This window comes from Flavobacterium sp. KACC 22761, from assembly GCF_034058155.1.
In the GTDB taxonomy this organism is placed as follows: domain Bacteria; phylum Bacteroidota; class Bacteroidia; order Flavobacteriales; family Flavobacteriaceae; genus Flavobacterium.
This window is the reverse complement of sequence record NZ_CP139148.1, coordinates 65143-88290: the sequence shown is the minus strand read 5'-3', so window position 1 is coordinate 88290 and position 23148 is coordinate 65143. Positions and strand designations below refer to the sequence as shown.

At 33.6% G+C, this 23148-nt stretch carries 26 protein-coding genes; 13 read left to right on the top strand and 13 right to left on the bottom strand.

The genetic code is table 11. From position 1 onward, the window contains the following. Positions 1-83: 83 nt before the first annotated feature. Positions 84-1343, bottom strand: a complete 1260-nt coding sequence (locus tag SCB73_RS00395) for a hypothetical protein (RefSeq protein WP_320568226.1) — start codon at positions 1341-1343, stop codon at positions 84-86. A gap of 236 nt (positions 1344-1579) precedes the next feature. On the opposite strand from SCB73_RS00395, the gene SCB73_RS00390 reads away from it, so the two are divergent. Continuing rightward, positions 1580-2641: a WD40/YVTN/BNR-like repeat-containing protein gene (locus SCB73_RS00390; protein WP_320568225.1), complete on the top strand. Its 1062-nt coding sequence runs from the start codon at positions 1580-1582 to the stop codon at positions 2639-2641. A gap of 86 nt (positions 2642-2727) precedes the next feature. Here the strand turns inward: SCB73_RS00390 and SCB73_RS00385 are convergent, their stop codons facing one another. From SCB73_RS00385 to SCB73_RS00365, 5 genes are all read right to left on the bottom strand, one after another. Further along, the gene (locus tag SCB73_RS00385) at positions 2728-3186 is read right to left on the bottom strand and encodes a sensor of ECF-type sigma factor (RefSeq protein ID WP_320568224.1); all 459 of its coding nucleotides are present in this window, start codon (positions 3184-3186) and stop codon (positions 2728-2730) included. Between the two features lie 17 nt (positions 3187-3203). Further along, entirely contained in the window at positions 3204-3617 is a 414-nt protein-coding gene (locus tag SCB73_RS00380; RefSeq protein ID WP_320568223.1) for a hypothetical protein, read from the bottom strand. A 33-nt stretch (positions 3618-3650) separates the two neighbouring features. Next, entirely contained in the window at positions 3651-4193 is a 543-nt protein-coding gene (locus SCB73_RS00375) for an RNA polymerase sigma factor (RefSeq protein ID WP_320568222.1), read from the bottom strand. A gap of 59 nt (positions 4194-4252) precedes the next feature. Then, the gene (locus SCB73_RS00370) at positions 4253-5473 is read right to left on the bottom strand and encodes an SRPBCC family protein (RefSeq protein WP_320568221.1); all 1221 of its coding nucleotides are present in this window, start codon (positions 5471-5473) and stop codon (positions 4253-4255) included. A 190-nt stretch (positions 5474-5663) separates the two neighbouring features. Continuing rightward, complete coding sequence (locus SCB73_RS00365; RefSeq protein ID WP_132989906.1) at positions 5664-5852, bottom strand: hypothetical protein; 189 nt, start codon at positions 5850-5852, stop codon at positions 5664-5666. 81 nt (positions 5853-5933) lie between these two features. Between SCB73_RS00365 and SCB73_RS00360 the strand changes: the two genes are divergently transcribed. Together SCB73_RS00360 and SCB73_RS00355 are read left to right on the top strand one after the other, a co-directional pair. After that, positions 5934-6314: a pyrophosphohydrolase domain-containing protein gene (locus tag SCB73_RS00360; protein WP_026730373.1), complete on the top strand. Its 381-nt coding sequence runs from the start codon at positions 5934-5936 to the stop codon at positions 6312-6314. A gap of 126 nt (positions 6315-6440) precedes the next feature. Beyond that, on the top strand, positions 6441-6782 hold the full coding sequence (locus SCB73_RS00355) for a hypothetical protein (RefSeq protein WP_320568220.1): 342 nt from the start codon (positions 6441-6443) through the stop codon (positions 6780-6782). Positions 6783-7059: 277 nt separating this feature from the next. On the opposite strand, the gene SCB73_RS00350 is transcribed toward SCB73_RS00355, so the two are convergent. Continuing rightward, positions 7060-8130 (bottom strand): branched-chain amino acid aminotransferase, encoded by a 1071-nt coding sequence (locus tag SCB73_RS00350; RefSeq protein ID WP_320568219.1) that lies wholly within the window; start codon positions 8128-8130, stop codon positions 7060-7062. Between the two features lie 311 nt (positions 8131-8441). On the opposite strand from SCB73_RS00350, the gene mnmC2 reads away from it, so the two are divergent. Beyond that, the gene (gene mnmC2 / locus SCB73_RS00345; RefSeq protein WP_320568218.1) at positions 8442-9107 is read left to right on the top strand and encodes a tRNA (5-methylaminomethyl-2-thiouridine)(34)-methyltransferase MnmC2; all 666 of its coding nucleotides are present in this window, start codon (positions 8442-8444) and stop codon (positions 9105-9107) included. 165 nt (positions 9108-9272) lie between these two features. Continuing rightward, positions 9273-9470 carry a hypothetical protein gene (locus SCB73_RS00340; RefSeq protein WP_026730370.1) on the top strand — a complete coding sequence of 66 codons (198 nt, stop codon included), beginning with the start codon at positions 9273-9275 and terminating at the stop codon, positions 9468-9470. 31 nt (positions 9471-9501) lie between these two features. Here the strand turns inward: SCB73_RS00340 and SCB73_RS00335 are convergent, their stop codons facing one another. After that, on the bottom strand, positions 9502-10446 hold the full coding sequence (locus SCB73_RS00335) for a LysR substrate-binding domain-containing protein (RefSeq protein ID WP_132989910.1): 945 nt from the start codon (positions 10444-10446) through the stop codon (positions 9502-9504). A 106-nt stretch (positions 10447-10552) separates the two neighbouring features. Between SCB73_RS00335 and SCB73_RS00330 the strand changes: the two genes are divergently transcribed. The 4 genes from SCB73_RS00330 (at position 10553) to can (ending at position 13922) form a co-directional block, all read left to right on the top strand. Continuing rightward, positions 10553-11032, top strand: coding sequence for a Dps family protein (locus SCB73_RS00330; protein ID WP_320568217.1), 480 nt, complete (start codon positions 10553-10555; stop codon positions 11030-11032). Between the two features lie 122 nt (positions 11033-11154). Further along, positions 11155-11439 (top strand): hypothetical protein, encoded by a 285-nt coding sequence (locus SCB73_RS00325; protein ID WP_132989912.1) that lies wholly within the window; start codon positions 11155-11157, stop codon positions 11437-11439. Positions 11440-11517: 78 nt separating this feature from the next. Beyond that, the gene (locus SCB73_RS00320; protein ID WP_320568216.1) at positions 11518-13167 is read left to right on the top strand and encodes a SulP family inorganic anion transporter; all 1650 of its coding nucleotides are present in this window, start codon (positions 11518-11520) and stop codon (positions 13165-13167) included. 119 nt (positions 13168-13286) lie between these two features. Next, positions 13287-13922, top strand: a complete 636-nt coding sequence (can, locus tag SCB73_RS00315) for a carbonate dehydratase (protein ID WP_160782203.1) — start codon at positions 13287-13289, stop codon at positions 13920-13922. Between the two features lie 39 nt (positions 13923-13961). On the opposite strand, the gene SCB73_RS00310 is transcribed toward can, so the two are convergent. Beyond that, positions 13962-15164: an LETM1-related biofilm-associated protein gene (locus SCB73_RS00310; protein WP_320568215.1), complete on the bottom strand. Its 1203-nt coding sequence runs from the start codon at positions 15162-15164 to the stop codon at positions 13962-13964. A 111-nt stretch (positions 15165-15275) separates the two neighbouring features. Beyond that, a complete protein-coding gene (locus SCB73_RS00305; RefSeq protein WP_320568214.1) occupies positions 15276-15803 on the bottom strand; it encodes a superoxide dismutase family protein in 528 nt (175 codons plus the stop codon). A gap of 213 nt (positions 15804-16016) precedes the next feature. Here SCB73_RS00305 and SCB73_RS00300 point away from each other — a divergent pair, with 213 nt between their 5' ends. From SCB73_RS00300 to SCB73_RS00285, 4 genes are all read left to right on the top strand, one after another. After that, positions 16017-16442 (top strand): META domain-containing protein, encoded by a 426-nt coding sequence (locus tag SCB73_RS00300; protein WP_320568213.1) that lies wholly within the window; start codon positions 16017-16019, stop codon positions 16440-16442. A 35-nt stretch (positions 16443-16477) separates the two neighbouring features. Next, positions 16478-16999, top strand: coding sequence for a DUF4251 domain-containing protein (locus SCB73_RS00295; RefSeq protein WP_320568212.1), 522 nt, complete (start codon positions 16478-16480; stop codon positions 16997-16999). 37 nt (positions 17000-17036) lie between these two features. Then, positions 17037-17951, top strand: a complete 915-nt coding sequence (locus tag SCB73_RS00290) for a transporter (RefSeq protein ID WP_320568211.1) — start codon at positions 17037-17039, stop codon at positions 17949-17951. An 82-nt stretch (positions 17952-18033) separates the two neighbouring features. Then, positions 18034-18519: a hypothetical protein gene (locus tag SCB73_RS00285; RefSeq protein WP_132989919.1), complete on the top strand. Its 486-nt coding sequence runs from the start codon at positions 18034-18036 to the stop codon at positions 18517-18519. A gap of 78 nt (positions 18520-18597) precedes the next feature. Here SCB73_RS00285 and SCB73_RS00280 read toward each other — a convergent pair whose 3' ends face one another. The 3 genes from SCB73_RS00280 to SCB73_RS00270 all read right to left on the bottom strand — a co-directional run bounded on the left by SCB73_RS00280 (position 18598) and on the right by SCB73_RS00270 (position 23113). Further along, complete coding sequence (locus tag SCB73_RS00280) at positions 18598-19692, bottom strand: glycoside hydrolase family 18 protein (RefSeq protein ID WP_320568210.1); 1095 nt, start codon at positions 19690-19692, stop codon at positions 18598-18600. Positions 19693-19908: 216 nt separating this feature from the next. After that, positions 19909-21699: an acyl-CoA dehydrogenase family protein gene (locus tag SCB73_RS00275; protein WP_320568209.1), complete on the bottom strand. Its 1791-nt coding sequence runs from the start codon at positions 21697-21699 to the stop codon at positions 19909-19911. A gap of 232 nt (positions 21700-21931) precedes the next feature. Continuing rightward, the gene (locus tag SCB73_RS00270; protein ID WP_320568208.1) at positions 21932-23113 is read right to left on the bottom strand and encodes a thiolase family protein; all 1182 of its coding nucleotides are present in this window, start codon (positions 23111-23113) and stop codon (positions 21932-21934) included. Between the last annotated feature and the right edge of the window lie 35 nt (positions 23114-23148).

Here is a 23148-nt window from a genome sequence, read left to right as displayed (position 1 = left end):
CGACAATTATAATTAAAAAGATAAAAAAAAGCACAATTGGTAAATTGTGCTCTTTTTTTTATTTAGAAAATGTGATTTTGTTATTAACCTCTTCTGTTTCCACCGCCACGTGATCCGCTTTCTCTTTGTGGCTGCCCGCCTCTTGATTCTTGGCTCATTCTTGGCGCCTCAGAACGTTGTGCGTTTTGTGGTCTTGAACTGTAAGATCTGTTTTCAGAATTTCCTCTGTTTTCAGAATAATTTCTTGAAGGCTCACTTCTTTGTACAGAAACTGGTCTGTCGCTGTTTGAATCATTCATTGAGATTCTTCTGTTTTCAGGATAACTTCTAGGTGAATCATTGTTTTGTGATGCCGATCTATCAGTGTAATTTCTGTTATCTGAATTGTTTCTGCTGTAATCTGGTCTTGATGGAGTCGCTACAGGAGCAGGATTTTCTCTGTTGCTCATTGTAGGACGACTTGAGTTATTGTAATTTCTGTCTGTATTTCTATCAGAACCATAGCTTCTATCTGATACTCTGTTTTCTCCATATTGAGGTCTTCCGGCACTAGATCTAACTGGATTGTTAGTATTTTGAGAAGCAGTATAAGGTCTGCTGGTTACTCTTCTTTGATCCAATTCATATCTGTTGTTCACATTGCCGTGTCTTTCAGCAAAACTATAATTTGGTCTCATTCTTTCGTATCCATAAGTACGTCTTGATGCATATATAGTAGGTGCAACATAACTTCTTCTGTAATTTACGTAGTTGTAACTGTAGTTTGCGTTGATGCAAATATTTACGTTGTTTCTATATCTGTAAACTGGGTAAGGTCTCCATGCTGTATAATATGTTGGATAGTATCCCCAGTACCAAGTTGAGCAGTAAGGTCTGTAGTTAGTAACCCAAAATGAGCTATAGATCACCGGAACAACATTGTAAACAGGTTCATAAATGTAGTTTGCGCCATACAAATATGCGTTTCCTACAACCTGAACGCTAACTTTGTTGTAATTGTCTCTTTCAACATCGATTGTTGCGACATCTTGATAAACATCACGGTCTAAAACAGCTTGAATAATTACAACGTGAGTTCTGTTTTCAACAGATTCAATCACTCGTAAATAATCAACTTGATCGTCTCCATTTAAGTCAAGGTTTGATATTTGGTATTTTGGATCATTCAATCTTCTTTCAAAATCTTGAAGATTGGCTGATTCCCCAAACATTGAAGCAACCGCTCTTAAATCTAAGTTGTCGCTAATGTCTGAATTTTTTGCATAAACAGTGGCTTGGTTTTGTGCAGAACAAGAACTAAATCCAATGGTTAAAAATGCTAGTATAAGTAGGTGCGCTTTCATGGCAAATAATATTAAAAAATTAGTTGTTAGGGAATATCCAATTACTGTGCCAAAAAAATAATTTCAGATTCTGTTTGGTTTAAGTTGTTGTTTTTTAGTGTATTGTGTTTTGTTGATTTGTTTTTGATTTTGATTCTGCAGAAAAGGCTGTTAAAAAGATTGTGATCAAAAAAAACAAAAGCTATTTTATATGTTATAAATAATTGTATTTTAGCAACAACTAAATCTTGACCTACATGAGAAAATTAATATTATTTTTTAGTTTATTTGTTTTATTGGTGTCCTTTAAAGCGTTGAAAAATAATGATAAAGCACCAATTGCAGGAGGCTTTGTTTCAATGCAGACCGAAGTTTTATTTCAGGATAAAATTAGTATTAGAGCGATTGCTATCGATAATAATAAAATATGGTACGGTGCCGATAACTCTCGTTTTGGCTGTTTTGATTTAGACAAAAGAGAAAAATTTGAAGATCATATCTATCGCGATACCCTTAATTTGGAATTTAGAAGCATCGCGCAAAATTCAAAAAGCATTTTTTTATTAAGTGTTGCAAATCCTGCGTTGTTGTACCAAATTGACAAAAAGACTAGAAAAGTTAAATTAGTTTATAAAGAAGTTAACTCAAAAGTGTTTTACGACAGTATGCAATTCTGGAATGAAAAAGAAGGAATCGCAATTGGAGATCCTACAGAAGACACTTTTTCGATGATTGTGACTCGTGACGGAGGTGAAACTTGGACAAAACTACTTTCAGATAAATTACCGACAAATACGCAGGGCGAAGCAGCTTTTGCAGCAAGTAATACCAACATCATAATTAAAGGGAACGATACATGGCTGGTTTCTGGCGGAAAAAAATCTCGTGTTTTTTATTCTCCAGATAAAGCAAAAACTTGGAAAGTTGTTGATACGCCAATTATTCAAGGAAAAGAAATGACAGGAATTTTTACTGCTGATTTTTATGATGCAAAACACGGATTTGCTGCAGGAGGTGATTATGAGTTTCCGGAGAAAAATTCAGACAACAAGATTTGCACAAAAGATGGCGGTAAAACTTGGGAATTGATTGGTCAAAACCAAGGTTTTGGATATGCTTCATGCGTGCAGTACGTGCCTGGAAGTAACGCAAGAGAGCTGGTTTGTGTAGGTGCTTCAGGCATTCAATATTCTCAAGATGGAGGCGCAACTTGGAAACAGCTTTCCGATGATTCTAAGCTTTTTACAATCCGATTTGTGAATAAGAATACAGCAATAGCAGCAGGTTACAATAAGTTGATCCGAATTACTTTTATATAAAGAATAAATTCTTTAAAAAATAACAAGCCCCCTAAATAATAAAGTAAGTATTATTATATAGGGGGCTTGTCGCTGTTGTATTTTATTTAATCTTTTGCGGCCTTATCACGATATTGCTTTAGTAATTTTCGATTAAAGTCATCTTCAGATTTTTTAAGTTTCAATATTTTTTTTGCTGAAAGAATCTTTTTTAAGTTTGCATTGTATTTTTCTCGCAAAAGATATAATTCTTTGTCTGTGCTTTCCATTTGCGCAAGCACGACTGCAGCTTCTTTCTCAGAAATTGAATTAATATTGTCATCATCCAGGCGTTCCATATACGCTTTCATTTTTTGATGTCTTAATTCAAATTGTTTGTCATCATAGGCGTTGTAAATTGGCCAGAATTTTTCAGCTTCTGAAGGAGTCAGTTCTAACTCAGTTGTTAAAAAAGAAACTTTATAAGCTTTGATTTTTTCGCGTTTTTCATCTATTTTTCCGCCTTGGGCGTAAAATGAAAAGCTTATCATGAACAAAATTATCGGCAGTATATTTTTGATCTTCATCTTTTAAGTTTTGTTTTTTATTCAGAAATTAAGTGTTCGATGTTAGGATTTGATGCTAGAATGTCTTCAAGAGTTTCATCCTCAATAGCAACATTTTTATTTAGTTTTTGAATGTCTTTTGTGTCTAAATTTTGAATCAAATCGTATTGGTTCAAATTCGATTGATATGATAAATAGGTTTCTAAAGTAGCTTCGTCAAGTTCTTTAGAAGTGTCATTGTAATTATTGACAATAGGAATCATCAGTGCAAAAACAATTACTGCGGCCACAGCGATTGAAATTACATTTTTGCGTTTGTAAAATGGTATTACTTTTACTTCTTTTTCGTTAATCTGCTGTAAAACTTTTGCCGATAAATCATCAAAATAATGCTCTGGAGTTTTAAATCCAGATTTGATTTTCGGTTCGTTTTCTAATTTAAATGCTTTCATAATGTCTATAAGATAGTTTTTTTTACAAAAGGTTTAATTTGATGTAACATATAATTCAATTTTTTTTACCGCATGATGATAAGATGCTTTTAGAGCGCCCACTGAAGTTCCTAAAATTTCAGCGATTTCTTCGTACTTTAATTCTTCAAAATATTTCATTTTAAAAACCAATTGCTGTTTTTCAGGCAAAGTAACGATGGCTTTTTGGAGCTTGATTTGAATTTCATCTCCATCAAAATAGGTATCAGATTTTAGATTTTCAATAGTTTTTGTTTGTAAAGCTTCAGATGTCAGTCCGCTTAATTTTGCTTTTTGATTTAAAAAGGTCAAAGCTTCATTTGTTGCAATGCGGTACATCCAAGAAAAAAGCTTGCTTTCGCCTTTGAAATTTTTTAAATACTGAAAAACTTTTACAAAAGTATTCTGCAAAACATCATCGGTATCGTCATGATCCAAAACAATGTTTCGAATATGAGAATATAACGGTTTTTGATAATCAGACAAGAGTTTTTGAAACGCTGCGTTTTGCGTTTTAGGATTCAATAATTGTTGTATAAATTCCTTCTCGTCTGTCAAATTTTTTCATTTATCCTAGTTAGAATGAATTTTAAGACAAAGGTTTAATGCTCTTTGTTTTAGAATTCATCTTCTTCTGGCGTAGTTGTCGGTGTAGTAGGTTTAGGTGCGGCAGGTTTTGGTTTGGCTACCGATTTTTTCACAACAGGAGTTGTTGTTGCTGGGTTGGCAACTGCAGGATCTGTAGCTGTGTTTACTGCTGACGGATCTGTTTGTGTATTGCTGTATGGATCAGAAACTGGAGCTGTTACCGGAACAACTTTTGGTTTTGTTGGGAAATAGATTTCAGTAAGTAATTTAGACGGACTTTTTGTGTCTAATTTATTTACGGTCAGTACTTCTAAATGTGACCAACTTAAATCCGGTACAATTTTTTGATTGTTGATGTATGCTGTACTTTTTCCTATAGCTTCAGCAGTATGTGAATAATCACCTGTTAAAGTTGTTTTTACAGCTTCAAATCCGTTTAATTTGCCAGATAAAATATCACTTCCAGAACTAATTGAGATTTCTTTGTTTATTGGCAAACAAATCGAAATTTTGGCTAGTCCAGTTGTGGTATTATAAGTATGATAAATAATAAACGGTTTTCCTGTAGCTTGTAAAGCATTGGTTTCGCTAAAGCGAATAAGCTTCGGAATTACAATTCTTGCATTTTTGGTTACTTTCGCAATTTCACTTGTAAATGTCTGTTTGATATAAGGCGTTTCGGTTTTTTGAACCACACCGTCAACTTTTATATTGTAGGTTTTGGTTTCGTAATCCAGATTTTTGTCAATGTTTGCTAAGCTCTTTTCATAAATTGTTCCGATAACTTTATCTGAACCTCCGTTTAGAGCCGTATAGATTTTGAACAAAAAGCTCATTGTTCCTTTTGCTTTCCAAGTAACTTTTGTTTTTCCTGCCAAAGTATCTTTGAAAGTCCAATTCACATCGGCTTCAGTACCGTCATATTTCATTTTTTGCTGAATGCTTTCGCCGTCTTTTGTTTTTAGCGTGATAGCATTTCCAGAACCTTCTGTTCCTGTCCAGTAAAATGAAGCGCCGTTTCCAGCTGTTTTATTTGGGAAAGTAAAATTTAATGAAGGGTCTTCAACCGCCCAAGATTCAAAATCTTCATAATTCCTAAAATCATTGATGTAGTTGTAAACTGTCGCTTTTGGCGAATTGATCACCTTGCTTCTTTCTACAGTAAAAATACCTTTTTGAGTAGCAACAAAAACAGTAAGAGCAACTAAGCTTAATAATGATAAAAGAAATAAATATTTTAGAATCTTCATTTGGGTAGAATGTTTGGTGTCGTAAAGTTATAAATTTTTATTACTAGTCACACTAAAAATAGCATCGCGATAAAAGTACACTTTATAAATTATTTTGATCAAAAAAATATTCAAATTAAACGTGTTTGAAAGCGTTTAATTATATTTTTTTAAATTTATTTAATGGAAGTAAAAATCGGGATTCTACAAATTATCTTTTGAAAAAGATTTTGATCACAAATAAAAGAGCAATGAAGAGTAGAAATACAAGCAAAACCTTGTAATTTCCTTTGTAGAATATTTTATGAAGCGCGAGGTCTTTTCGATATGCAAATATCATAACAATTACAAAAGCAATAAAAAAGCAGACTCCGAATATTATTTGTCCTTGACTAAACATAGATGAAATTATTTTTGGCAAATTTAGAGAATTGTACACGAATTGTTACTAATTTGCCAATTCATTTAATCAATTAAAAACATGAAGAAACAATTGGATGCAGTAACTGAATTTCATACTGCTTTTAAAATAGGTCACAGTCAGTCGCCAATCGCTGATTTGGGAGCAACAAAAAAGCTGCTTCGTTATAATTTGATGAAAGAAGAAAACGAAGAATATCTTGAAGCGGTTCAAAATAACGATATTGTCGAAATTGCCGATGCTCTTGGTGATATGATGTACATTTTATGTGGTACGATTATCGAGCATGGACTTCAGGATAAAATTGAAGCTGTTTTTGATGAAATTCAACGCAGCAATATGAGCAAACTTGGTGAAGACGGCCAACCAATTTATCGCGAAGACGGAAAAGTAATGAAAGGTCCAAATTATTTCAAGCCAGATTTTTCGAAATTATTGTAAAAATGAAATCTTTAGCTCAAATATTTAAACACATAGAATCATAGTTTTTAATGCGCTTAAAAAGAGGGCGTTTCACTTGTATTAATGCACATAGCTATGTGTTAGAGACAAGTTTACTTAGGTATTATGAATAAAGTAACTAAATTATTAATTAGAATTTTAACAGTAGTTTTTATACTTGGCTTTATGGTTTATCAAGGTTTGCATTTAATGGATATTGAAGATCGTTATGGAGATTTACAAGATGTTTATTACGATTCTGAATCTGGAGATATTTTAATTAACAACTTGAATAAAAAAACTGGAAAAATTTTATTGGAAAACAATCGTGTATTTGTAGTTGATAACGACAAAAAGTTTGAACTTGAAGAGTGGCTTGGTCCAAATTCACATTGGAAATGTAATCTTGATGTTTATGGAAAAGATTCGAAAAGCAGTACAAAAGTCCATATAGAATATGAATATTAAAAACCTGCCACTAACAGCCGTTTGGCACGATTGGGGTTTTATGCTGAATTTAAAGATAGTTTTGTGCTTGGGAAATTTGTGCATATTGGAAAAATCTCGCATCTTTATTTCCCAACCTCGCCAAGCGTCAGAACGTTAGAAACATGTTTCTTTTTAATATTCTTGAGGTATATTGTATCTATGTTTCTATCTGTTTAAATTTAGGCAACTGCTATAAAAATTTAAAACCCGATAAATTTTAAATCTATCGGGTTTCTTTATTTATTGCGGTTTTGGATTATTGTACTTTAACGGTCCATCCATAAGTGTCTTCAGAAAGTTTGTTTTGAAGACTAGTTAATTTTTCTTTTAAGAAAGAAGCGTATGAATTTTCTACAGGAGCCATTTCATAATATTCATCTTTATAAGAAAATCCTTTGATAACGCTGATTACTGCAGCAGTTCCAGCTCCAAAAATTTCTTTTAAAGATCCGTTTTTAGCAGCTTCAACTAATTCTGAAACAATAACTGGACGAACTTCTACATTAAGGCCTTCTTTTTCAGCCATAGCGATCAAACTTTTTCTGGTAACACCATCTAAAATTCTTTCGCTTGTTGGAGCAGTCAATAATGTATCGTTAATTCTGAAGAAAACGTTCATTGTTCCCGCTTCCTCTAATTTTGTGTGTGTTGCATCATCAGTCCAAATAACTTGTTGGAAACCATCTTTGTTTGCCAAGTTAGTAGGGTAGAATTGAGCAGCGTAGTTTCCGGCAGCTTTTGCAGCACCAATTCCACCATTTGCAGCTCTACTATAATGTTCAGCAATGATTACTTTTACTTCGCCTCCATAATATGCTTTTGCAGGAGAAAGCAAAATCATAAATTTATATTCATCAGAAGGATTTGCAATTACTCCAGGTCCTGTAGCAATCATAAATGGGCGGATGTACATACTTGCTCCATTTCCTCTCTGAATCCATTCTTGGTCTATTTTTAATAATTCATTCAAACCTTCCATGAAAATATCTTCAGGAACTTCTGGCATTGCCATACGAACTGCAGACTTGTTGAAACGTTTGTAGTTTTCATCAGGTCTGAACAACCAAACATCATTATTTTCATCTTTGTAAGCTTTCATTCCTTCAAAAATAGCTTGACCATAATGAAAGACTTTTGATGAAGGATCCATTAAAATAGGTGCATAAGGCTTAATGACCGGAGTCTGCCATTGTCCATTTTTGTAATCACATTCAAATAAATGGTCTGTAAATACAGCACCAAAGCTTAAGTTTTCAAAGTCTACAGAGCTTATCTTAGAAGAAGTAGCTTTTCTGATTTCAATTTTGCTTGTTTGAGTTGTACTCATAATTATGTAAAGTTTTATCGAATTGAATTCCTAAACAGATGATTTTATAACGTGGTGATCTGCTGAAGAATAGTTTTTTGTTGAATGCAAAATTACGGAAAAATATGTAATTTCCTTGGTAAAACCGCATTAATTCCTGTGTTTAACTGAGATTTATTTATCTTATAATAAACCTAAAATTTTAAGTAAGTTTTATAAAGAATTTATGAAAAAAGCGCGATTTTTTAAGGCTTTACGCATTAGTTTTGACTAAATTTGATGATTAAAACAGACTGAAAATCAGTAAAACACCATTATAAAATTCGAAAATCGTGAAAAGAGAAATAATTAAAACGCTAGATGGCTCAACTACAATTCATTTGGAAGAATGGAACGAAAGTTATCATTCAAAACATGGTGCAATACAAGAAGCCAAACACGTATTTATAAAGAATGGACTTTCGTTATTTGAAAATAATTCGGTAGCGATTTTAGAAATTGGTTTCGGGACTGGTTTGAATGCATTTATTACTTTTTTGGAATCAGAAAGAAAAAAACAGGTTATTGATTATGTTGGAGTAGAAGCTTATCCTGTCAATTCAGAGGAAGTTTTAGCGATGAATTATGTTGCGGAGTTGGAAGCATTGGAATTTGACAACATTTTTGAAAAAATGCATAAAAGTGAATGGAACGAGAAAACCGAACTTAGCCGCACGTTCTCGTTAACCAAAAGGAAACAATTTTTTGATGAAATCGACGATTTTGAAACTTTTGATTTGATTTACTTTGACGCCTTCGGATTTAGGGTGCAGCCTGAATTGTGGAGTGAAGAAATTTTTCAAAAAATGTACAATAGTTTAAAACCAAATGGCGTTTTAGTTACATACGCCGCTCGCGGAGTTGTGAAAAGAAATATGATTTCGGTTGGTTTTACTGTCGAAAAATTGGCTGGTCCTCCAGGAAAACGAGAAATGTTTCGCGCTTTTAAAAACGCTTAGATCAATTATTTAGAATAATTCTAGATTGATGTATATGTTTTAAGAAAACGTATTCGTTGCTAAAGTTTTTAAAAATAATAGTTAAAAAGAGTCGTTATAAAGGTTATTTGTTTAAATTTGGTGCGAGTTTAAAAAATTAGATAACCCCAAAAATCTTATTTTATTATGTCAAAAATGATGTTTGATTACACGAAATCAATACTTGAGAGAGTAAGTTTCGATCCGGTGCTTTTCTGCAAAGAGCTAGAAAAAGCTATCAAAACACTGTTACCTTACGAAATGGAACAATTACAAGAATGGTTGTTAAGTTTTGTAATCGAGAAACCAGAATTAAAACAAAGTCTACTACTGATAAAAGTATAAAAGAAAAGGAGCCAAATTGGCTCCTTTTTTATTACGCTTTCTTTTGTAGCGGACTGATGATTTGAACATTCTGAAAAACAATTGCGCCTTTTACAACGCCTGCAATTGTGGATCGGAGGGCATCAATGATTTGCATTTTTAATTCGCTTTTAGGGTAAATCAAACTTACTTCTCGAGCAGGTTTTGGTTCCTTAAAGTTTCGTAGTTTCAGTTTATCGGATTCTTTCAAATCCAAGGTGTGCAAATACGGAAGTAATGTTGTACCAAGGCCTTCGTCTGCTAATTTAATTAGAGTTTCAAAACTACCACTTTGAATCTGGAAATTAGTTTGATCGATATCAGAAACGCTTTTGCAAAGATTTAAGATTCCATCTCTAAAGCAATGCCCGTCTTGTAAAAGTAAAATTTCATTTAGATTTAAGTCTGCAACTTCAATTTCTTGTTTTTCAAAACTAGCATGATGTTCAGGAATGTATGCTACAAATGGCTCGAAGTATAAAACAATTTCTTTTATTTTTTCATCTTCAAGTGGCGTTGCCGCAATTGCAGCATCAAGATGTCCGTTTTTTAATTTCACAATAATTTCTTCTGTATTAAGCTCTTCGATCAAAAGCTTAACCTTTGGATATTTCTTTATGAAATTATTCAAAAACATTGGCAAGAGCGTAGGCATAATGGTCGGGATAATTCCTAAACGGAATTCACCACCAATAAATCCTTTTTGTTGCTCGACGATATCTTTGATTCGGTCCGCTTCGTTGACAATATTTTTAGCTTGACTTACTATTTTTTGTCCAATATCTGTTAGCTGGATTGGCTTTTTACTTCGGTCAAAAATTAAGATATTAAGTTCTTCTTCAATTTTTTGAATCTGCATGCTCAAAGTTGGCTGTGTTACAAAACACTTTTCAGCAGCTAGAGTAAAATTTTTATGCTCTGCAACAGCTAATACATATTGTAGTTGAGTTATAGTCATATTGATAGTAATTTTTGATGCAAAAATAAGGAAATATAATTTTTATTTATATAATTTTTTCTGAACTTACTTTAAATTTGTAGTAAATTAGTGTAAAAAATAGATTATGAAAACAAATATTTTAGGATTACCAGTAAAAGAATCAGAATTGTTAGTACAGGAATTGAATATTTTATTGTCCAATTTTCAAATATATTATCAAAATTTAAGAGGGATTCATTGGAATATTCGCGGCAAGCGTTTTTTTGATCTTCATGTAAAATTTGAAGAATTATATACAGATTCTCAACTTAAAATTGATATGATAGCAGAAAGAGTTTTGACTATTGGTGGTACTCCATTGCATACTTTTGAAGATTATATCAAACATAATAAATTGACAGTTGGGAAAAACATCTCAAATGATGAAAAAGCCGTTCAATTAATTGTACATTCGTTATCTGATTTGTTGAAAATTGAAAGAGAAATCTTAAATAAGTCTGGAGAAATTAATGACGAAGGGACAAATTCTATGATGAGCGACTTCATCGCAGAGCAAGAAAAAACAATCTGGATGATGAATGCATGGCTTGAAGAAACGATTTAAATGATTGTATTTTAATAAATTAAAAGCAGAATGACATGAAAATTGCGTTCTGCTTTTTTGTTAGTGTTAAATTTCTATAAAAAAAACTTTGATTTTATTTCTTTAACGCTATTTTTGCCTCAATGAAATTAGTTGCTCGCATATTATTATTCATATTCATTGCTTTCTTGGCAACACCAACTGTGGTGACGTTATTGAAGAAAAGCAATGATACGTCTATGTTTTTCAGTTTTTCTGAAGAGGAGCACTCACATAAAGAACTTAAGGCTGCTGTTTATCCAGCAATACTTCAGCATGAGGTAATAGTGCCAGTTTATATTGAAAAAAAGACCATAGCGTCTGAAAATATTGTAAAATTAGAGAATATTTCTCCGAGCATTTTTGCTCCACCCCCTAACTTGGCATAATACTTCCGATTATCTTGAATGAACTGCATTTGCATAAATGCGGTCAGTCTTTAATGAATAATTTTTTAGTATTGTGTTATGACAAAAAAAATCAATCTTTTTGCTAACCTAAAATCTGATTTTGCCTCAGGTTTGGTGGTTTTTTTGGTGGCTCTTCCGTTGTGTTTAGGTATCGCAATGGCTTCTGGAGCGCCATTATTTTCTGGAATTATTGCTGGCGTTGTTGGTGGTTTAGTAGTAGGTTATTTAAGCCAATCACATATTAGCGTTTCAGGTCCTGCTGCTGGATTAACAGCAATTATTTTAACCGCTATTACTGATTTTGGTGCTTTTGATGTGTTTTTACTGTCTGTTTTTATCGCAGGAATAATTCAATTAGCATTAGGATTTTTGAAAGCCGGAAGTATATCAAATTATTTTCCAACAAATGTAATCGAAGGGATGTTGGCCGGTATTGGTATCATTATCATTTTAAAACAATTGCCCCACGCTTTTGGTTATGACGCTGATTTTGAAGGTGATCAGGCTTTTATTCAAAACGATGGAAGTAATTCGTTTTCATTTTTATTTGATGTTATCAATCACATTCAATTAGGTGCTGTTGTTATTTCGGCGGTTTCACTTGTAATATTGCTTGCTTGGGATAAAGTACCATTTTTAAAAAGCTTGAAATTAGTTCCAGGTGCACTAGTTGCCGTTATTGCTGGTGTTGTGCTTAATGAAGTCTTTGTTTCGTCTGGAAGTTCATTGGCAATTGCAAAAGAACATTTGGTTTCGTTGCCAGTGCCAAAATCTTTTGATGATTTTAAATCGATTTTGATTCTTCCGAATTTTAGTGCAGTTACAAATCCTCAAGTGTGGGTTGTAGCTGTTACAATTGCTATTGTAGCTTCAATTGAAACATTATTATGTATCGAAGCTTCGGATAGAATGGATGTTCAAAAACGTTATACAGATACAAATGTCGAACTTAGAGCACAAGGAATTGGTAACATGATCAGTTCGCTTTTAGGCGGATTGCCAATGACATCTGTAGTAGTTAGATCATCTGCAAATAATAATGCAGGTGCAAAATCTAAAATGTCAACTATTATTCACGGTTTGTTTTTATTGATTAGTGTTTTGTCGATTCCGGCAATTTTAAATAAGATTCCATTAGCAACTTTGGCTACAGTTTTAATTTTAGTAGGTTATAAATTAGCTAAACCAGCAACTTTCATGCATTTCTGGGAAAAGGGCAAATATCAATTTGTGCCTTTTATAGCAACATTAGTCTTTGTTGTTGCTACAGATTTGCTGAAAGGGGTTGCGTTGGGAATTATAATCAGTATTATTTTTGTATTGAGAGGAAACTTAAAAAGAGCTTATATCTTCAAAAAAGAAGAGTATGAAGATGGAGATATTATTCATATCGATTTAGCTCAGGAAGTTTCCTTCTTGAATAAAGCAGCGATTAAACAAACTTTAAACGAGATTCCAGAGAATTCTAAAGTGGTTATCAATGCTCATGATACTGAGTATATCGCTCATGATGTTTTAGATCTGATTCGTGAGTTTAAAGAAACACGTGCAATCGATGAAAACATCAAAGTAAAACTTAAAGGTTTTAAAGAGGCATACGAGTTGGAGAATACACCAGAAAACAATAATCATGTTACCATTGAGCATTATTATGATGTTGCTAAAAGAGCTTTGGTGAAAAAAGAAACGATAAAAGAACAGTTTTAAAATAAATAATAAAAATTAAAGTATTTCTATGACATAAGAAATATCAAAATTTAGGTAACTTTACATAAGTTTTTTTGATGCACTTATGCAATAGAAATACCATTCAAAAAATAAAAGAAATGAGAAAATTTTATGAGCAGTTATTAGAAAACAATAAGAAGTGGGTTGAAACTTCATTAGCAAAAGATCCTAATTATTTTGCGGATTTGGCTAAAGGACAACAACCGCCATTATTGTGGATTGGATGTTCTGACAGCCGTGTTCCTGCAAACGAAATTGTGGGAGCAAAACCAGGTGAAGTTTTTGTACATAGAAACATTGCAAATATGGTTGTTCACTCTGATATGAATATGTTGAGTGTACTAGATTATGCAGTAAATGTTTTAAAAATTAAGCACATTATTGTTTGCGGACATTACGGATGCGGCGGTGTAAAAGCAGCTATGGGTAATCAATCAGTTGGGATTATCGACAACTGGATTCGTCATATTAAAGATGAATACCGTTTACACGATAAATATCTGAATTCAATTGAAGACGAAACAGAGCGTTTTAATGCTTTTGTTGAAATCAATGCTAAAGAACAAGTTTACAATTTGGCTAAAACATCAATTGTACAAGGAGCTTGGAAAAATGGTCAAGACTTGATGCTTCACGGATGGGTTTACGGATTAAATTCTGGTTTTGTAACTGATTTGAATGTAACAATCAGTTCAAATGATGAACTAGACTCTGTTTATCAGCTGGATTTATAATAGAAAACAAAAAATCGCCTCAAAAGGGCGATTTTTTTTTTATTCGTTTTCGTCAAGATTTTCATTAAAAGCAGACGGAAGCATAGTCGGAATAAACTTAATCAGAATCGGCAATAGCAAACTTCCTCCTGGAAGCAAAAAGATTGTCAATGACGGAATAGTTTTGCAGATATCCAAAAGCTGTTTTTTTACTTTTTTCTTTTCTTTGGCATCTAAATCTCTTGTTGTAGAATAAGCCAAAAGCACCATCAATTCCTTGCTTTGAACAATTTCTTTTACCAATCGGTTTTTGTTTCTAATAATCAGTTTTACAACTGTGTGTGTCATTTGGTCATAAAAATGTTTCACCGGATTTGAGTAATTAAAATACGGTATTTTCTTTTTATGAGTTGTAATAAACGTGTTGGTTGTTGCAATGCTTTTGGTCACAAAATCATCTGAAACGCCCATTGTTGAACCTAATGAATATAAAAAGTAAGCTTCTTCATTCTCCACAACACCATCACTCCACAAAGCCATTCCAGCCATATCGATCAAATAATAATGTTCTAAAGTGTTTTTGAAATAATCTAAAGACAATGTTTCAAGCGTTTCAACTGTAACTTTCGAAAATTTAGAATAACGAATTGATGCTTCAAAAAGTTTTATCAATAAATCGTCGTGCTGTGATTTGACTGTTTTTGTTTTTAGTGCAAGTCCAACGATTCCTAGAACGGTTTCTTCTATTCGTTTTAAATATTTATCGGGAATAGCACCATGTTCTAAATATTGTCTGAAGGCCAAAACATCGATAAACAACAAAGCATTTGTAACTAAATGCGAAAAGTTTTTACTGATAATACTGTCGTTTGTTTGAACTCTTTGGTCAATTATGTTTTCTAATGAAAGAGAAGGAGTGTCTTTTGGAAGCAAAATTTTAAACAAATTAAAACCCTCTGGGTTCATTTGGTTGTAGAATTTTAAAGCTTCTGCAATAAAGTTATTTGGTTCAGAATTTCTTTTTTCCAAACAAAAAACATGATACAAGGTATTAAGTAACGCTACTTTTGAAATTTCGGTCTTAAACCAGCCTTTTATCGGAATAGGAAATTGCGAATCAATAGCAATGATATGTCCGTATATAAAACCAGTTTCTCTTACTTTATAGTAAAAGGAATCAGTGGTTTCAAAAGGAATAGCTTCTGAAAACTTCTGTTCACTAAAAAACTTATCTATCCAGCCTGGTGCCGATGCGTTAATCATTAACTTTAATTTGAAAATGCAAAGCTAATTTTTTTTTCTTGTTTTAGGATTTATTTAAAATGAAATAACCACTAGATTTTGTGAAAAAATAGTGGTTATTGCGTTTTTTTATTATTTGATGATTCCTGCACAAGCAACTCTACCGCCTGCATTTCCAGTAGGTTGAGTGGTGAAGTCGTCTGTTCCTTGATGTACTATTAAACCTTTTCCTAAAACATCTTTGGTTGCATCACCACAGCCTACACACCATTCGTCTGTAGTCAAAGTGATCGTTCCGTTTCCTTTTGCATCTGCAGTAAAGTTCCCGATATCACCTTTATGGTATTCGCCAACTCCCCATTTTCCATGTTTTTTGAAAGTTGGATTCCAGTGTCCTCCAGCTGAACTTCCGTCTGCAACAGAACAATCTGATTTTTCATGAATGTGAATGGCATGAACGCCAGGCTGCAATCCGGCAACTTTTGCAACAAAAGTCACTTTTCCGTTTTTCTCTGTAAAAGTTGCAGTTCCGCTAACGGTACTGTTGCTTTTTGGCTCCAAATTTACAGTTAAAGTTTTGGCGTCATTTGATTTTGTATTGGTCTTACAGCCAATGACTAAGGCTGTAATTATAGCGAAAGAAACAATTGCTTTTTTCATATGAGAGGCATTTAAATTAATAATTAAGTAAATTTAACATAAAAAAGGTGATAAAATTTACTTTAAAAGTTAAATAAATCTAAAACTATTAAGCGTAAATTAATACTAGTTTGCGCTGAGAACACAAAAATATTGCTTAAATTCGTATAGGTTTTTAACGAAAAATTTCCCAAATCTCGTTTTATATTTCATTAATTTTTAATGCTTAACGTTATGATGAAGAATTTTTTTACCCTTGTTTTCTTTGCAGTAATGCTAATTTCATGCAAATGCCAAAAAACAGATTCAGTTTCGAAACTAGATGGAAATTGGGAACTCAATTACATTACCGGTCCACGAATAACTTTTGATGGTTTATATCCCAATAAAAAGCCGACGATCAATTTCAATACAAAAGAAAATCAGGTTTCAGGAAACAACAGTTGTAATTCATTTACTGGAAAACTAGTTGTTGATGGCAATAAAATTGATTTTACCCAGCCAATGGCAGTTACGAAAATGATGTGCATGGACGGGCAAGGCGAGCAGGTTTTTATGAGCACGCTTCAAAAAATAACTTCTTATGATGTTACCGATGACGGAAAAACTTTAAATTTTATTTCTGGAGATATTGCTATGATGCGATTTACTAAAAAATAAAAGCATTCTATTTTTAACGCTTAAATTTTTATTTTATGTCAGTTAAATTATCCATTTTAATAGTGTTTGTAAGCTTTTTGAGTTTTCCGGCTTTCGCTCAGGGAAAATCCAAAAAAGAACTTAAAGCAGAACGTGAATTGCAAAAGCAAAAAGAAATTGAAGCTTTAATTGACTCCAAAAACTTTGTTTTTGAAGCGCAAAAAGCAACGCCGCAAGGCGGAAGGCTTTTGAATCTAGATTACAATACTTATTTTTTAAAATTCAACGAAACAAAAACAACCTGTGATCTTCCTTTTTTTGGTCGAGCTTATAATGTAGCTTACGGCGGTGATGGCGGAATTAAATTCGAGGGCGTTCCTGAAAATACCAAAATTGACAAAAGCAAAAAAAAGGTTACTGTCAAAACTACTGTGAAAGGTAAAGATGATGTTTTCGATCTTTTGTTTACAATATTTTTTGATGGAGGAGCTTCTTTATCGGTTACTAGTAACAATAGGGCTCCAATTTCTTATGATGGTGAACTGCATCCACCTAAAAATGATGAAATTAAGAAGTAAGAGTTATAATTTAATGGTATCGCCAATTCTTTAATTTATGCCAAAAAAATACTTTTCTGTTTTTCCGACAAAAATCTTCTGTACAGCACTTTTTTTATTTATCATAATAAGTTATGGCCAAGATTTAGAACCAAGAGCTTATGCCAATGTACCTAAAAAGCTCAATGTTGCAGCACTTGGATACGTCTTCATGGATGGAAATGTTGTTACAGAACCTTCTTTACCTATTTCCGATTTTAAAATTCAGAGCCATAATATTGCGGCGAGTTATATCAGGACTTTTGGCTTGGCAAATAAGTTGGCGCGTATTCAGGTTTCGCTTCCGTTTACTTTTATGGATGGTTCTGCTTTGGTTGCAGGTGATCTTGTGACGGGTTCAAGAACTGGTTTTGCCGATACAAAAGTGCGTTTTGGAATAAATTTGTTAGGTTCGCCGGCTCTTGATAAAAGTGAATTCAGGTCTTTTCAGCAAAAAACAATTTTAGGGGTTAGTTTGGTAACTTCAATTCCAACAGGACGATATTTTGAAGACAAACGCGTTAATATTGGCACAAATCGATGGGGAATAAAACCCGAAATAGGTATTTCGAAACGATTCGCTCATGTATATGCAGAAGCGTATGGGGGAGTTTGGTTTTATACCGATAATAATGATTTTTTAGGAAAAAAATTGGAACAAAAACCTACGTATAGTTTGCAGGCACATGCAAGTTATTATTTTAAAAATCAAATGTGGATTGGTTTTAATACAACTTGGTTTTTTGGCGGAAAAACAATAATTGACGGGGTTCCTGAGGCTAGCCAAATTGATAATTGGAGGGTAGGAGGTACATTTTCGACACCAATTGCAAAAGGGCAATCAATTAGATTTCAGTATCATATTGGAGCTTTTACCAATAATGGCTTGGATTATTATGCGTTATCGGCGGTTTACCAATACTCATTTTTTTAGAATTCGAAATAATACAAAACAGTTAAAATCAATATATTTAAAAGTGCATAATTATTTAAGAACAAATTAAAAATCAAAAACTATGAAAAAGTTAAGTCTTATTTTTATTATGGCCATTGCCACGTTTTCAGTTCATGCGCAGTCTTCATTTAAAGAAGATGTTGAAGTATTGCAAAGTCTTTACGGAAAATCTAAAAGTGATTTAGTAAAACAGTATATGAATTTGTCAGATACTCAAGCTGCGGCTTTTACCAAAGTTTATGATAATTACGAAACGGAGCGTAAAGCTTTAGGCCAAACAAAATTTCAGCTTATTAATGATTATGCCGCCAATTATGCAACCTTGACAGATGCCAAAGCCGATGAATTGGCAAAAGGAACTTTAAAGAATCATATCGCTTATGAAAAATTATATGAAAAGACATATAATCAAGCAAAGAAAGCAATTGGTGCTATAAATGCGGCAAAGTTTATTCAGCTTGAAGTTTATTTGCAAACAATCATCCGAAGCGAAATTTTAGAAGCAATTCCGTTTATAGGAGAATTGGATAAAACAAAGGTTCAATAAACAATTTTTTAGAGAATCTTCCCAAATAAAAAAAACGGCAGCTATTTTTGAAATAACTGCCGTTTTATTATTTTAAAACTATTTTGCTTTTATAACTTCGTAAATAGCGTTAACCATTCCGTCATGCGTTTTATCTAATGTAAGTTCCCAAAACATAATGCCTCCCAGTTTTTTTTGTTTTGCATATTCTGATTTGGCTTTTATCGATTTAAGATCATCTGATGTTGCAAAGGTTTTGGTTTGAGCATTGTACCAATAAGGTGCTTTTGCTTTATCATCCCAGAAATATTTCCAGCCATTTGCTTCTGTATAAGTAGTGTCAAAGTTTTTAAAATCAACTCCTTGGGTGTGTTCTCCAGCTTGATACAAACCATTATTGATATTTTCTACATTTTTCCATGTTCTGGTATAAAAAGCGCCTCCTATAACTAATTTTTCTGCAGGAACTCCTTGTTTTATTAAATAAGTAACTGCTCTGTCGGTTGATTCTTCTTTCGGATTTGTGCTGTATAATGGTGTATGATGTCCAGTAACTTTAGAATATCCGTTTACCAAATCGTAGCTCATAATATTGATGCGATTTACATATGGCGCAACACCTTTCCAGTCTATAGATTCATCCAAACATTTTTGAAAACCTCCTGCAGCAAAACTCAATTCGTATTTTTTTCCTAATGTTGAACGCAAAATTTTAAGAAGATCAGTAAAATTTGGTTTGTCAGCAGCTTGATACAAATGTCCTGGAAGACCTTCGATTGAAGGATATTCCCAATCTAAATCTAAACCATCAACTTTAAAATAATCACTTACTTCTTTTACTGATTTTGCAAATTTCAAACGACCTTCAGCAGTTGAAAAAGCAGCAGAACAAGGTTCGCAACCACCCCATCCGCCAAGCGAAAGAATAATTTTCAATTGCGGATTTTTTGCTTTTAAAGAAACTAGGTGTTTAATCGTTAAAGAATCTTTTGGAGAATCAACGCTTAATTTACCATCTCTTAAATGGCAAAAGCTGAATATAATTTGGTCCAATTTATTGACTTCGTACTGATCAATAAGATTAGAATCGCCTGTGTAATAAGCGATAATGTCCAGTTTTTTGTTTTTCTGTGCAAATGAATTTGTGGATAGCACCAGAAAAAATAAAATTGTAATTAGGTTAAGTTGTTTCATATTTTAGTTTTTTAGAATGCTAAATATACTGGAATGAATTTAATATTTAACTATACTAAAACGTTTTAATTTGAATTTTAACGAATTATTTGCAAATTACTGCAAAAATATTGCGTTTTCAGGTTCTGTCTTTCAGATGAAAACAAAAAAATAAGCCCGCGCATTTTCGGACTTGCGCGGGCTTAAACAAATTAAAAGCTAAAAACTATTTTTATATTAGAAGCAATAAGTGTTCTCTGCAACTAATTTTCCTGCAATTTTTTCTCTAAGTGCCACAACATTTGGCAGATTAGTGTATTTTGTGAAACGTTTAAGTCCCATTAACATCATGCGTTGTTCGTCACCTTCAGCGAAAGAAGCGATTCCTTCTTTTCCTCTTAAGTTTACGATATCAACCGCTTTGTATAAGTATAATTTTGCCATAGCGATTTGCTCCTGAACTTTTTCTTCGCCTTGAGCTTTTGCTAATTTTTCAGTTCTCAAAATTGTACTTTCAGCCATGTAGATTTCGATCAGGATATCAGAAGCTGCCATTAACAATTGTTGGTGAGCATCTAATTCAGGACCATATTTTTGAACAGCGCTTCCGGCAACCATTAAGAAAACTTTTTTCAAGTTAGCGATGATTCCTTTTTCTTCAGAGAATAATTCTGAGAAATCTGGAGTATCAAAAGATGGAATTCCCATTAATTCCTCTTGAACTTTCATTGCTGGCCCAAGTAAATCAACGTGTCCTTTCATTGCTTTTTTAATCAACATACCTACAGAAAGCATTCTGTTGATTTCGTTTGTTCCTTCATAGATACGAGCGATACGAGCATCTCTCCAAGCACTTTCCATAGGAGTGTCTTCAGAGAATCCCATTCCACCAAAAATCTGAATTCCCTCGTCAGAACAAGATTGAACGTCTTCAGAAACTGCAACTTTCAAGATAGAACATTCGATAGCATATTCTTCAACACCTTTTAATTCAGCTTCTTGATGAGAAGTTCCTTCCGCTTCACGAGCAGCGATTCTGTCTTCGATATCTTTTGCAGCACGGTAAGAAGCACTTTCTCCAGCATAAGCGTTAGTTGCCATTTCAGCTAATTTAGCACGGATAGCTCCAAAAGATGAAATAGAAGTATTGAACTGAATTCTTTCGTTAGCATATTTTACAGCTCCAGAAGTAACTCTTCTTTGAGCATCCAAACAAGCAGCAGCAAGTTTAATACGACCAACATTTAAAGCATTCATTGCGATCTTGAAACCGTTTCCTCTTTCAGACAACATGTTTTCAACTGGAACTTTTGTTTCGTTGAAGAAAACCTGACGAGTAGAAGAAGCACGGATTCCTAATTTATGCTCTTCTTCATTCATAGAAATTCCGTTTGAAGGATCGTTTTCTACGATGAAACCTGTAATATTTTTATCATCTCCAATACGAGCAAAAACAATGAAAACGCTACAGAAACCTGCATTCGAAATCCACATTTTTTGTCCTGTAATAGAGTAGTACTTTCCGTCTTCAGATAAAACTGCTTTAGTTTTTCCTGAGTTAGCATCAGATCCTGCGCCTGGCTCAGTTAAACAGTAAGCTCCAAACCATTCTCCAGAAGCTAATAGCGGAACGTATTTTTTCTTTTGTTCTTCAGTACCGTAAAGTGTAATTGGCATAGTTCCAATTCCGGTGTGAGCACCAAAAGCAGTTGAGAAAGAACCTGTTGCTCCAGAAATGTAGTCACAAACTAACATTGTAGAAACAAATCCCATTCCTAATCCGCCGTATTCTTCTGGAACCGCAACTCCAAGAAGTCCAAGTTCTCCAGCTTTACGCATAGAAGCTTCTGTGTAAGCGTAATCTTTTTTCTCAAAACGATCTTTATGCGCCCATAATTCTTTGTCAACGAACTCTTTTACAGAGTCACGCATCATTAACTGCTCTTCCGAGAAATCTTCTGGTGTGAAGATATCTTCGCATTTTGTTTCTTTAACTAGGAATTGACCTCCTCTTGTTTTGTCGCTCATGACTTTTATTTTTTTGTTGTTTTAGTATCTTTTTATTTATGCTTATTCCTCAATCTTGTCATTTTGACGAAGGAGAAATCTCCGCAAGTAGCTCTACAACGATTGACAAACTTTGCAGAAAATTGTCGCGGAGATTCCTCGTTCCTCGGAATGACAAACTAGATGGCTACTTTGTCGAATTACTAGTGTGATTTCTCCTTCGTCGAAATGACAAATAGGAGAGAATACTTCCTTACAATACCTCGTAAATCCCTGCAGAACCTTGTCCAGTCCCCACACACATACTCACGATTCCGTATTTATTACCTCTGCGTTTCATTTCGTCGAATAACTGAACAGAAAGTTTTGCTCCTGTACATCCTAGAGGGTGACCTAAAGCGATCGCTCCACCGTTTACGTTTACGATTTCTGGGTTAATGTTTAACTCGCGAGTAACTGCTAAAGCTTGTGAAGCAAAAGCCTCGTTTAACTCAATTAACTCAATATCGTTTAATGTTAATCCCGCTTGTTTTAAGGCTTTCGGAATTGCTTTTACAGGACCGATTCCCATAATTCTTGGCTCAACACCAGAAGAAGCAAAGTTTACTAATCTGGCAATTGGCTCAAGATTTAATTCTTTAACCATGTCCTCACTCATGATTAAAACGAATGCTGCACCGTCGCTCATTTGAGAAGAGTTACCTGCTGTTACACTTCCGTCAGCAGCAAAAACGGGTCTTAAACCTGCTAAAGCTTCTTTAGAAGTTCCAGCTCTTGGTCCTTCGTCTTTGTTAACAACGTATGATTTTGTTTCTTTTTTACCATTTTCATTGATGAAAGTCTGCTCAACAGTAATAGGAACGATTTGTTTGTCGAATTTTCCTTCTGCTTGTGCTTTCAAAGCTTTCATGTGAGAGTTGTAAGCAAACTCATCCTGATCTTCTCTTGAGATTTTGTATTGGTTAGCCACCGCTTCAGCAGTTAAACCCATTCCCCAATAGTAATCTTCGTGACCTGCAGCAGCAACTTTATAATCTGGAGTTGGTTTGTAACCTCCCATCGGGATATAACTCATACTTTCAGCACCACCCGCAATGATACAATCTGCCATTCCTGACTGGATTTTAGCAGTTGCCATTCCGATAGTTTCTAATCCAGATGCACAATAACGGTTTACTGTTACACCAGGAACGTCTTCTACTTTTAATCCCATTAAAGAGATCAAACGTCCAACGTTAAGACCTTGTTCTGCTTCCGGCATGGCGTTTCCTACCATAACGTCATCGATGCGTTTTTTATCAAAATCAGGCAGTTCGTCCATCATAAACTGAATGGTTTCAGCTGCTAATTCATCAGGTCTTTTAAATCTAAAAACACCTTTTGGAGCTTTTCCAACTGCTGTTCTATATGCTTTTACTATATATGCTGTTTTCATTTATAAAATGTATTAAGATTGGTGTATTAAGTATT

Coding starts and splice junctions, on each gene's coding strand:
- SCB73_RS00395 (WP_320568226.1), bottom strand. CDS start 1,343: ATGAAAGCGCACCTACTTATACTAGCATTTTTAACCATTGGATTTAGT.
- SCB73_RS00390 (WP_320568225.1), top strand. CDS start 1,580: ATGAGAAAATTAATATTATTTTTTAGTTTATTTGTTTTATTGGTGTCC.
- SCB73_RS00385 (WP_320568224.1), bottom strand. CDS start 3,186: ATGAAGATCAAAAATATACTGCCGATAATTTTGTTCATGATAAGCTTT.
- SCB73_RS00380 (WP_320568223.1), bottom strand. CDS start 3,617: ATGAAAGCATTTAAATTAGAAAACGAACCGAAAATCAAATCTGGATTT.
- SCB73_RS00370 (WP_320568221.1), bottom strand. CDS start 5,473: ATGAAGATTCTAAAATATTTATTTCTTTTATCATTATTAAGCTTAGTT.
- SCB73_RS00365 (WP_132989906.1), bottom strand. CDS start 5,852: ATGTTTAGTCAAGGACAAATAATATTCGGAGTCTGCTTTTTTATTGCT.
- SCB73_RS00360 (WP_026730373.1), top strand. CDS start 5,934: ATGAAGAAACAATTGGATGCAGTAACTGAATTTCATACTGCTTTTAAA.
- SCB73_RS00355 (WP_320568220.1), top strand. CDS start 6,441: ATGAATAAAGTAACTAAATTATTAATTAGAATTTTAACAGTAGTTTTT.
- SCB73_RS00350 (WP_320568219.1), bottom strand. CDS start 8,130: ATGAGTACAACTCAAACAAGCAAAATTGAAATCAGAAAAGCTACTTCT.
- SCB73_RS00340 (WP_026730370.1), top strand. CDS start 9,273: ATGTCAAAAATGATGTTTGATTACACGAAATCAATACTTGAGAGAGTA.
- SCB73_RS00335 (WP_132989910.1), bottom strand. CDS start 10,446: ATGACTATAACTCAACTACAATATGTATTAGCTGTTGCAGAGCATAAA.
- SCB73_RS00330 (WP_320568217.1), top strand. CDS start 10,553: ATGAAAACAAATATTTTAGGATTACCAGTAAAAGAATCAGAATTGTTA.
- SCB73_RS00325 (WP_132989912.1), top strand. CDS start 11,155: ATGAAATTAGTTGCTCGCATATTATTATTCATATTCATTGCTTTCTTG.
- SCB73_RS00320 (WP_320568216.1), top strand. CDS start 11,518: ATGACAAAAAAAATCAATCTTTTTGCTAACCTAAAATCTGATTTTGCC.
- can (WP_160782203.1), top strand. CDS start 13,287: ATGAGAAAATTTTATGAGCAGTTATTAGAAAACAATAAGAAGTGGGTT.
- SCB73_RS00310 (WP_320568215.1), bottom strand. CDS start 15,164: ATGATTAACGCATCGGCACCAGGCTGGATAGATAAGTTTTTTAGTGAA.
- SCB73_RS00305 (WP_320568214.1), bottom strand. CDS start 15,803: ATGAAAAAAGCAATTGTTTCTTTCGCTATAATTACAGCCTTAGTCATT.
- SCB73_RS00300 (WP_320568213.1), top strand. CDS start 16,017: ATGATGAAGAATTTTTTTACCCTTGTTTTCTTTGCAGTAATGCTAATT.
- SCB73_RS00295 (WP_320568212.1), top strand. CDS start 16,478: ATGTCAGTTAAATTATCCATTTTAATAGTGTTTGTAAGCTTTTTGAGT.
- SCB73_RS00290 (WP_320568211.1), top strand. CDS start 17,037: ATGCCAAAAAAATACTTTTCTGTTTTTCCGACAAAAATCTTCTGTACA.
- SCB73_RS00285 (WP_132989919.1), top strand. CDS start 18,034: ATGAAAAAGTTAAGTCTTATTTTTATTATGGCCATTGCCACGTTTTCA.
- SCB73_RS00280 (WP_320568210.1), bottom strand. CDS start 19,692: ATGAAACAACTTAACCTAATTACAATTTTATTTTTTCTGGTGCTATCC.
- SCB73_RS00275 (WP_320568209.1), bottom strand. CDS start 21,699: ATGAGCGACAAAACAAGAGGAGGTCAATTCCTAGTTAAAGAAACAAAA.
- SCB73_RS00270 (WP_320568208.1), bottom strand. CDS start 23,113: ATGAAAACAGCATATATAGTAAAAGCATATAGAACAGCAGTTGGAAAA.